Below are 9,446 nucleotides of genomic sequence, written 5' to 3'. Positions count from 1 at the left end.
CGAGCGAAGTCGAGACACGCCGACGCAGCGCCAACGTGTCTCGACTTCGCTCGACACGAACGGGGATACGTTCAAGCTTTCAAGCGCCGAAGATCGCCACCTCGCGCAGCCCGTCGCTGTCTGCCCGCGCGCGGTACATGCCGGGCGTGGTCATGGCAAAAGCGGTCCGGCCGTCGGCGCCAACCACGATCACCCCACCATCGCCGCCGCCGCTGTCAGCGCCAAGCGCGCGTGCGTCGGCCAGCACGGCATCGGCAGCGGCTTGCAAGTCCTCGCCTGCAAGCCGGATGCGCGCGCCGATTTCCTGTGCCACGCCCGCGCGGATGAACGCCTCACCCGCGCCGGTGGCCGAGACCGCGCAACTGCGATCATCGGCGTAAGTGCCCGCGCCGATCAGCGGCGAATCGCCGATCCGGCCCCAGCGCTTGCCGGTGAGGCCCCCGGTCGAGGTCGCGGCGGCAAGGTGCCCGGCCGCATCGCGCGCCACCGCGCCGACGGTGCCGTATTTCAGATCGACATCGAACCAGCCAAGCTTGCGCGCCTTCAATTCCTGCAACTGCCGCCAGCGTTCGGGGGTGGCGAACCAATCGGGATCGACCTGCTCGATACCCTGCTCGCGCCCGAATTCCTCCGCTCCCGCGCCCGAAAGCATCACGTGCGGGCTGTGCTCCATCACCGCGCGCGCCAGCTTGACCGGGTTTTTGGTGTGCCCGATCCCCGCCACCGCGCCGGCCTTGCGCGTGGCGCCATCCATGATCGCCGCATCGAGTTCGTTGGTGCCGTGATAGGTGAACACCGCTCCGCGCCCGGCGTTGAAATGCGGATCATCCTCCAGCACCATCACCGCCGCGCTGACCGCATCAAGCGCCGACCCGCCCGCCGCCAGCACCGCCGTGCCCGCCGCCAGCGCCGCTTCCAGCCCGGCGAGATAAGGCGCGCGATCGGCTTCGGGCATGGTATCCGGCCGCATCGAGCCCGCGCCGCCGTGAATAGCCAGCGACCACTTCGGGGTTTGGTCTTGCATGGCTTAGGGCTCCTTCGGCATGACTGGTTCGCGCTGTGCCGCTGGGGGCATGCGTTTGCAATTGAAACCGGTGGGGCCGCATGAAGCCGACGATCATCGAAGACGACTTGTCGGGCGCCGAAGTCCAGGCGCTCGTCGCCTGGCACCTCCGCGAAATGCACAAGAATTCACCCGCCTGCTCGGTCCACGCGCTGCCGGCCGAAAAGCTGCGGCAACCGGGGGTGACATTCTGGTCGGCCTGGATGGACGGCGATCTGGCCGCGATGGGCGCAATGAAGCAGTTGGACCCCACGCACGGCGAACTCAAATCGATGCGCGCCGCTCCCGCATGGCGCGGCAAGGGCCTGGGCGAGGCAATGCTGCTGCACCTGATCGGCGAGGCCCGCGCGCGTGGATATGCGCGGTTGAGCCTTGAGACCGGGTGTGGTGATTCGTTCGAGCCGGCGCTGGGCTTGTACCGAAAGCATGGTTTTGCCCTCACTGGGCCGTTTGCGGATTACACCGAGGACCCGTTCAGCACGTTTATGACACTGACGCTCTAACTCCGTGCCCGCATCAGCATGTGCTTGGACGGCGCGTCCTCGGGATCGATCGCCACCGCGCGTTCGAAAGCCGCCACCGCTGCACTGCGGCGATGACTGGCGAGCGCCTCACGCCCCTCGGCATAAGCTTCCAGTAGCGCCGCGCGGGCCGCCGGATCGGCCGGTTCACGCGTCATCACCTCGAAGATCCGTTCGGCGCGCTGCCGTCCGCGCACGGTGATCGTGTCGATTTCGCGCAGTTCGAATTGCAAGCCCGCCGCGCGCGCGGTGCGTTCGCACACCAGCAGTTCCACGCCGTAGGTCTTGGTCAATTCCTGCAAGCGCGCAGCCAGGTTCACGCTGTCGCCGATGACGGTGTAGTCCATGCGCTTGGGGCTGCCGATCGTGCCCGCGACCACTTCGCCGGTCGCCACGCCGATGCCCAGCCGCATCGGTGCAGAGCCGCGTGTGGCGCGGGTGGCGTTGACCAGATCGAGCTGGCGCAGCATTTCGCCCGCACTGATCACCGCGTTGAGCGCGTCGCGACCGCTCGACAGCGGTGCGCCATAAACCGCCATGATGGCGTCGCCGATGTACTTGTCGAGCATCCCGCCCGAATCCGAGACCGCTTCGAACAGCTCGGTGAACAGCTCGTTGAGCATTTCCACCGTCTGCCGCGCGGAAAGCTGCTCGGCCATCGTGGTGAAGCCGCGGATATCGGCGAACAGCACCGCCGCATCGCAGGCGGTGCCGAACAGCAGTTCGTCCTCCTGCCCCATGATCTGGTCGACCACTTCCTGCGTCATGAACCGGCGCATTGCGCCCTGCATGCGCTTGTCGGCCGAGATGTCCTCGATCACCAGCAGGACGCCCGCTGCGCCTTCCTCGCCGTCGAGCGGCACGATCGACAGGTTCACCGAGGGCGGCCGATCGCGCAGCGTGCGCAGTTCGATGTCGAGCAGCAGCTTGGGTTCGCCGGTGACGGCCACCGCTTCGATCTCGGGGATCAACCACGGGTTGTACTCGGCCAGCAGGTCGCTCGCGCTCAGGCCCAGCGCAGCCTCGCCATCGACCCCCAGGATTTCGGCGGCGGCGGCGTTGACCTTGGTGATGATCGATGCCCGATCGAGCGCGATCACCCCGCCCGACATCGAGCGCAGGATGCTGTCATCGAAATTGCGCGCGGCGACAACCTCGCCGAACAGCCGCGCGTTGTCGATCGCGATCGCGGCTTGCGCGCCGAACGCGGCCATGCGCTGCACGTCGTCATCGTCGAAAGGTTGCCCGTCGAGCCGGTTGAGCGCCTGCATCACCCCCAGCGCGCGCCCGTCGCGCGCGGCCAGCGGCACCGTGACGATGCTGCGCGTGCGATAGCCGGTGCTTTCATCCACGCTGCGATCGAAGCGCGGATCATCGTAGGCATCGGCCAGGTTAATCGCATGGCCCGTGGCGAGCGCATGGCCGGCCAGGCCACTGCCCTCGGCCACGCGGATGCTGCGTTCGCCCACACCTTCGGCCACGAGCGAGGTCAATTCACCGCTGCGCGCATCGCGCAGGAACAGCGAGGCACGATCGGCGCCGATCACGCGGCTGGCGGCTTCGACGATGCGGCGGATCAGCGGCGCCAGATCGAGGTCGCTGGCGATGGCGGTGTTCACTTCGACGAGCTGGCGCATCTCGCTGGAAACGCGCTCGGCGTTCGCAATCGCCAGTGACCAGCGTTCGGCCATCAGGATCACATGGCTGAACAGCAGCATCAGCACGCCAAGCCCGGAAAATTCGAAGCCGCTGACGCGGTCGCTGCTGATCCAATTCGCCGAAATCAGCGTGCCCGGCACCACGCTGACGATCCATAGCCCTTGGCCGAGCAGGAAAATCTGCGCGCCATCGCGCCGGTGCAGGCTGGCGCGCACAACGATTACGATGCACCAGCCGAGCGTGACGAAGACATCGATGAAGAAGTAATTGGCCACGATCGACGCCGCCATCGTCTCGCCGCGCAGCAGGTGCCACAATTCGAGCAGCGAAATCGCCAGCGTCGCCGCAACCAGCGAGCGGAACACCGCGCGCGGGCTTTCACGCGGGAACAGTTCGTGCGCGTTGGCGAGAAAGAACACGACCGCAGCGGTCGATGTCGGATATTTCGCCAGCAGCATCCCCTGGAAAGACAGCCAGGGAAACTGGATCAGCAGCAGGTTGTCGAACCCGAACATCGAACCCGAAGGGATGAAAGCCAGGCACGCCAGACCGAACCACAGCGAGGCCCGGTCCTGCTGGCGGAACAGGAACACCGACAGCCCCAACGCGCCGATCAGGATCAGCGAGGTGGTCAGGATGAACTGGCGCGCCCATTTCAGGCTGAACCAGTCGTCCATGACCTGCGACGTGCCCAGCACCGGCGGCTGGACGATCCCGTTGTCGCGGTGCAGCCAGGCCGCTACGTCCATCGTGATCCGCACGTCGGCCCCGGTCGCGACAAAGGGGATGTTTTCGGCGCGTACGTGATAGACGGTAGTGTCCGCCGACATGCCAACCTTGCCGCGATGCGCCACCGGCTGGCCGTCGATCGACACACGATTGGCCGCGTAGAACGGCGGCACGTTGAGCGTATAGCTGCCCGGCGCGAGGTTTCGCACCACCAGCTCATAGCGCACGGTCCCGCTCATCGGCAGCAGGCGGCCATCGGGCCCGGGCTGGACCGACCACTGGCCGGGAATCGCAAGCACCATCCGCGTGCCCACCGGCGGCCCGCCCCCACCCGCAAGCCCACGTTCGCCCGCCAGCCAGGTCGCCGTCCATTGCCCGTGCAGCGCGATCGGCCGATCGAGCGCGCCCACCCCCGCACGGCCACCGACGGCACCCAGATCGAGCACGCCCGCGCGCGCGGCAGGCGCGTGCGTATCAAGCGGATCGGAAAACAGCGGCGCAACGATGCCCACCAGCACGGCCAGCACCACGATCGCCAGCAACAGCCGCCGCACGGCCGAAAGCGGCCCGCGGCGTGGCTGCGCGGATGCTGTGCCGATATGTGTTGCGGTGTCGGCCATCGCCTCCCCCCACGCGCGATGGCTTCGATGCTCCGCGCGTTGGAGGTCAGCCTATAGCAGCGCGGGTTTCAGGTCGATCGGGGTTTGTGGTTGGGGTACTGCGGGAACTGGAAGTGATCGAGCCAGAATCTCGCGCACCCCGAACACTGACGACGCTACGCCAATCATTCCCCCCGAGCTTGCTCGGGGAGGGGGACCGCCGGAACGGTGGTGGAGAGGTCCGGGCGGAATGCAGCGGGCTTGGCAGCGAAAGCAATGGGGCGGCGCGTCTCTGAAACTCATATAACCGTTTGACAAAAAACAACTAATGAACACTTATAACCTATATGGTTAACTTGACTATGGAGTTGAGTCATGGCGATCAAGCTGTTGCTGAGTGAAATTGAGTTTCTGTGCGCACTCATGCTTCCCCTCTCACGGGCGAGATTTGGCAGGATGAGTGAAGCGGAAATCATAGAAGCAATCGAACGGTCAAAATGGCTGGGTCACGAATCATTACTGAGTGTGGCGAGCCGGTCAGATTCGCGAGTTGCAAATAGAGTCCACAGGGTCGTTTCCCATCGTGAATCAAGGAAGAATCCAATAAGGCGAGGCCTGATTGAATGGCATCCAGAAACGGTATCGTTTTCAATCACAAGCAAAGGATTGCAGTTTCTGGAGAAAGTCACAAAAAATTTGGGGTCAGAACAGCCCGATGACTTCACCGTCATCGGGCACTGGTTGAAGGAACTGCATAAGAGAACACGCTAAGGTGTGCACAAACGAAAAAGGCCCCGCACGGTGGCGGGGCCTTCGCATCGAATCGAAAGGCGAAGTTCAGAGCTTGCCGGTCAGTTCCGGCACCAGCGTGAACAGATCGCCCACCAGGCCGATATCCGCGACCTGGAAGATCGGTGCGTCCTCGTCCTTGTTGATGGCGATGATGACCTTGCTGTCCTTCATTCCCGCAAGGTGCTGAATCGCGCCGGAGATGCCGACCGCGAGGTAGACTTGCGGCGCCACGATCTTGCCGGTCTGCCCAACCTGGTAATCGTTGGGAACGTAGCCCGCATCGACCGCGGCGCGGCTGGCACCGATTCCGGCGCCCAGCTTGTCGGCCAGCGGGAAGATCACCGCCTTGAAGGTTTCGGCATCCTTTAGCGCGCGGCCGCCCGACACGATAATCTTGGCCGAAGTCAGTTCGGGGCGCTCGCTCTTGGCGAGTTCGCTGCCCACGAAGCTGGAAAGGCCCGAATCACCCTTGCCGGCGACGGCCTCGACCGTGCCCGCACCGCCGCTGGTGGCGGCCTTGGCGAAGGCGGTGCCACGCACGGTGATGACCAGCTTGGCATCGGTGCTTTCGACGGTGGCGATGGCGTTGCCCGCGTAGATCGGGCGCGTGAAGGTCTTTTCGCCTTCGACCGAGAGGATGTCCGAGATCTGCATCACATCGAGCAATGCTGCCACGCGCGGCGCGATGTTCTTGCCGGTGGTGGTGGCGGGCGCGAGGAACGCGTCATGGTGCCCCATCAGTTCGACCACCAGCGGTGCGACGTTTTCGGCGAGCGCATTGGCGTAAACCACGTCATCGGCGAGGTGGACCTTGCCCACGCCTTCGATCCTGGCGGCTTCATCGGCCACCGCAGCGCAGCCCGACCCGGCGACGAGCAGGTGCACTTCACCCAGCTTCGACGCGGCGGTAACAACCGCGAGCGTGGCATCTTTGACCGAGGCGTTGTCGTGTTCGACCCAGACGAGAGTTTTCATAGTTCCGTTCCTCCGGGGCTTCCCCCAAGTTCCGATCGCCCTGAGCTTGTCGAAGGGCTGCTTTTTTCTTCGTGCATTGTCCGCAACTTCAAGAAGAAGGGCGGTGCTTCGACAAGCTCAGCACGAACGGTGTAGGGACGCTGCCTCAGGCAGGAATCCCCATTTCCTTGAGCTTGGCCACCAGCGCGTCGACGTCGGGAACCTTGATCCCGGCAACGCGCACCGGTGGTTCAACCACCTTCAGCGTCTTGAGCCGCGGCGTGGTGTCCACGCCGTAATCGGCTGGCGTTTTCTGCGCCATCGGCTTGTTCTTGGCCTTCATGATGTTGGGCAGCGAGGCATAACGCGGCTCGTTCAGGCGCAAGTCGGTGGTCACGATCGCCGGCGCGGCCAGCTTGACCGTTTCCAGACCGCCATCGACTTCGCGCTTCACCACGATCGCATCGCCTTCGACAGTGATCTCGTTGGCGAAAGTGCCCTGCGGCCGGCCGAGCAGCGCGGCAATCATCTGGCCGACCTGGTTGTTGTCGTCGTCGATCGCCTGCTTGCCGGTGATGATGATGCCAGGCGCTTCCTCGTCGGCGATGGCCTTGACGATCTTGGCGACCGCGAGCGGTTCCATTTCATCGTCGGTCATCACCAGGATCGCGCGATCGGCACCCATCGCCAGCGCGGTACGCAGCGTTTCCTGCGCCTTTTGCGGGCCGACCGACACCGCCACGATCTCGGTAACCACGCCCTTTTCCTTCAGGCGAATGGCTTCCTCGACCGCGATCTCATCGAACGGGTTCATGCTCATCTTCACGTTGGCAAGATCGACACCCGTGCCGTCCGCCTTCACGCGCGGCTTCACGTTGTAATCGATCACTCGCTTCACACAGACCAGGGCTTTCATCAGCGCCTCTCCACTTTTCAATACGTTACGCCGGTCAGGCGACCAGCTTCACTTCGGCAACGATCTTGCGGGCAGCATCGCCCAGATCGTTGGCGGGCACGATCGGCAGGCCCGAATTGGCCAGGATCGCCTTGCCCTGTTCCACATTGGTGCCTTCGAGCCGGACCACCAGCGGCACCGACAAGTTCACTTCCTTGGCCGCCGCGACGATACCGTCGGCGATGATGTCGCACTTCATGATCCCGCCGAAGATGTTGACGAGAATGCCCTTCACCGCCGGATCGCTGAGGATGATCTTGAACGCAGCCGTAACCTTTTCCTTGTTGGCGCCGCCGCCAACGTCCAGGAAGTTGGCCGGGAACGCGCCGTTGAGCTTGATGATGTCCATCGTCGCCATCGCCAGGCCCGCGCCATTGACCATGCAGCCGATATCGCCATCGAGCTTGATGTAAGCCAGATCGTGCTTCGATGCTTCGACTTCGGCCGGATCTTCCTCGGTCTCGTCGCGCAGCGCCATCACGTCGGGGTGGCGATACAACGCGTTCGAATCGAAGCTCATCTTGGTGTCGAGCACCAGCAGTTCGCCGGTCTTGGTTTCGACCAGCGGGTTGATTTCGAGCATTTCGCAGTCGAGCGCCACGAACGCATCGTACAACTGCTTCGACACGACTTGCGCCTGCTTGTTGAGCGAGCCCGACAGCTTGAGCGCGAACGCCACCGCGCGGCCGTGGTGCGGCATGAAGCCCTGCGCCGGATCGACGATGATCGAGGTGATCTTTTCGGGCGTGTCGTGCGCCACGGTTTCGATGTCCATGCCGCCTTCGGTCGACACGATCAGCGCGATCCGGCCGGTTGCACGATCGACCACCATCGACAGGTAATATTCCGCAGCGATATCAACGCCATCGGTGACATACAGCCGGTTGACCTGCTTGCCCGCAGCACCGGTCTGCACCGTAACCAGCGTGTTGCCGAGCATTTCCCTGGCGAACGCCTCGACCTCGTCGATCGTCTTGGCCAGCCGCACGCCGCCCTTGGCATCGGCGCCCAGTTCCTTGAACTTGCCCTTGCCGCGTCCTCCAGCGTGGATCTGCGCCTTTACCACCCAAAGCGGGCCGGGCAGCGACTTGGCGGCAGCAACGGCTTCCTCGACCGTCAGCGCGGCGATGCCCTTGGGCACCTGGACGCCGAATTGCGCGAGCAGTTCCTTGGCCTGATATTCGTGGACGTTCATCGCAGGTTCCCGCTGGGTACAGGGCGACGCGCCGTTCGCGGGCGGTGCCGGTGGAATCGTCTAACCCACGTCCTGACGGGTGGGCAGGTGGCCTAAAGCACAGGCACAGCCGCTTGAAAAGGTGTTTGGGCGCAATTCAACCGCGCGCTTAAAGCGATTACAACCGCGCACGCCCGCTTGCCATCACTTGCGCGGTGCCGCAGGGCCGAAAACAGACATGATCGACTACACGCGCCTTGAAGACATTGTTCGCGAAGCCGGCCGCATGGCGCTGGCGCACTGGCCCGGCCGCATCGACCCGACCGGCCCCGCGCTGTCGGTGTGGGACAAGACCCCGGGCGACCCCGTCAGCGAAGCCGACATCGCGGTCGATACCTTCCTGAAGCGCGAACTGGGCAAGCTGCTGCCCTCGGCCGGATGGCTGTCCGAAGAAACGGCGGATCACCCCGACCGGCTCGACAAGGGCTTGTGCTGGCTGGTCGATCCGATCGACGGCACCCGCGATTTCGTGCGCGGGCGGCCGGGCTGGGCGGTTTCGGTGGCGCTGGTCAGCGAAGGCCGTCCGCTGATCGGCATGCTCGATGCGCCCGCGCGCGGCGAATTCTGGCGCGCCATCGCCGGGCAAGGCGCCACCCGCAACGATGCGCCGCTGCGCGCCAGCCAGCGCCTCACGCTGGCCGGCGCGCGCGTGCCCGCAGACACATTGCCCACCGCGGACAACGACCTGGTGCTGGTCGACAAGCCCAACTCCATCGCGCTGCGCATCGCCATGGTGGGCGCCGACGAAGCCGATCTGCTCGCCACTTTGCGCTGGGGCTTCGAATGGGACATCGCCGCCGCGACGCTGATCGCGCGCGAGGCCGGCGCCACGATTTCCGACGCATTCGGCCAGCCGCTCGCCTACAACAAACGCGATCCGCGCGCCTTCGGCCTGCTGGTTACCGCGCCTGCGTTTCACGCCGATGCGGTGGAACGGCTG

General features: G+C 64.7%; 8 protein-coding genes. 3 read left to right on the top strand and 5 right to left on the bottom strand.

Annotated features, from left to right (window positions below; translation table 11 throughout):
* Positions 1 to 79 precede the first annotated feature (79 nt).
* A complete protein-coding gene (locus Q0R16_RS02020) occupies positions 80 to 1,024 on the bottom strand; it encodes an isoaspartyl peptidase/L-asparaginase family protein (RefSeq protein WP_295631295.1) in 945 nt (314 codons plus the stop codon).
* 80 nt (positions 1,025 to 1,104) lie between these two features.
* Between Q0R16_RS02020 and Q0R16_RS02015 the strand changes: the two genes are divergently transcribed.
* Positions 1,105 to 1,566, top strand: a complete 462-nt coding sequence (locus Q0R16_RS02015) for a GNAT family N-acetyltransferase (protein ID WP_295631293.1) — start codon at positions 1,105 to 1,107, stop codon at positions 1,564 to 1,566.
* Here the strand turns inward: Q0R16_RS02015 and Q0R16_RS02010 are convergent.
* Complete coding sequence (locus tag Q0R16_RS02010; RefSeq protein ID WP_295631291.1) at positions 1,563 to 4,592, bottom strand: adenylate/guanylate cyclase domain-containing protein; 3,030 nt, start codon at positions 4,590 to 4,592, stop codon at positions 1,563 to 1,565. The two genes, Q0R16_RS02015 and Q0R16_RS02010, sit on opposite strands and share 4 nt — an antisense overlap.
* Positions 4,593 to 4,946: 354 nt before the next feature.
* Here Q0R16_RS02010 and Q0R16_RS02005 point away from each other — a divergent pair, with 354 nt between their 5' ends.
* On the top strand, positions 4,947 to 5,342 hold the full coding sequence (locus Q0R16_RS02005; RefSeq protein WP_295631289.1) for a hypothetical protein: 396 nt from the start codon (positions 4,947 to 4,949) through the stop codon (positions 5,340 to 5,342).
* 66 nt (positions 5,343 to 5,408) lie between these two features.
* On the opposite strand, the gene Q0R16_RS02000 is transcribed toward Q0R16_RS02005, so the two are convergent.
* From Q0R16_RS02000 to sucC, 3 genes are all read right to left on the bottom strand, one after another.
* Entirely contained in the window at positions 5,409 to 6,338 is a 930-nt protein-coding gene (locus Q0R16_RS02000) for an FAD-binding protein (RefSeq protein WP_295631287.1), read from the bottom strand.
* A 145-nt stretch (positions 6,339 to 6,483) separates the two neighbouring features.
* Complete coding sequence (locus Q0R16_RS01995; protein WP_295631285.1) at positions 6,484 to 7,233, bottom strand: electron transfer flavoprotein subunit beta/FixA family protein; 750 nt, start codon at positions 7,231 to 7,233, stop codon at positions 6,484 to 6,486.
* A 34-nt stretch (positions 7,234 to 7,267) separates the two neighbouring features.
* Positions 7,268 to 8,467: an ADP-forming succinate--CoA ligase subunit beta gene (sucC, locus tag Q0R16_RS01990; protein ID WP_295631283.1), complete on the bottom strand. Its 1,200-nt coding sequence runs from the start codon at positions 8,465 to 8,467 to the stop codon at positions 7,268 to 7,270.
* Between the two features lie 217 nt (positions 8,468 to 8,684).
* Here sucC and Q0R16_RS01985 point away from each other — a divergent pair.
* A partial coding sequence (locus tag Q0R16_RS01985; RefSeq protein WP_295631281.1) for a 3'(2'),5'-bisphosphate nucleotidase CysQ occupies positions 8,685 to 9,446 on the top strand: 762 nt, incomplete at its 3' end.

This window comes from Novosphingobium sp. (assembly GCF_025351285.1).
Classification (GTDB): domain Bacteria; phylum Pseudomonadota; class Alphaproteobacteria; order Sphingomonadales; family Sphingomonadaceae; genus Novosphingobium.
This window is presented reverse-complemented; position numbering and strand designations above follow the sequence as displayed.

What these genes read in the sequence shown, in the direction of transcription:
- sucC (WP_295631283.1), bottom strand. Translation starts at nt 8,467, where the DNA reads ATGAACGTCCACGAATATCAGGCCAAGGAACTGCTCGCGCAATTCGGC.
- Q0R16_RS02010 (WP_295631291.1), bottom strand. Translation starts at nt 4,592, where the DNA reads ATGGCCGACACCGCAACACATATCGGCACAGCATCCGCGCAGCCACGC.
- Q0R16_RS02000 (WP_295631287.1), bottom strand. Translation starts at nt 6,338, where the DNA reads ATGAAAACTCTCGTCTGGGTCGAACACGACAACGCCTCGGTCAAAGAT.
- Q0R16_RS02005 (WP_295631289.1), top strand. Translation starts at nt 4,947, where the DNA reads ATGGCGATCAAGCTGTTGCTGAGTGAAATTGAGTTTCTGTGCGCACTC.
- Q0R16_RS01995 (WP_295631285.1), bottom strand. Translation starts at nt 7,233, where the DNA reads ATGAAAGCCCTGGTCTGTGTGAAGCGAGTGATCGATTACAACGTGAAG.
- Q0R16_RS02020 (WP_295631295.1), bottom strand. Translation starts at nt 1,024, where the DNA reads ATGCAAGACCAAACCCCGAAGTGGTCGCTGGCTATTCACGGCGGCGCG.
- Q0R16_RS02015 (WP_295631293.1), top strand. Translation starts at nt 1,105, where the DNA reads ATGAAGCCGACGATCATCGAAGACGACTTGTCGGGCGCCGAAGTCCAG.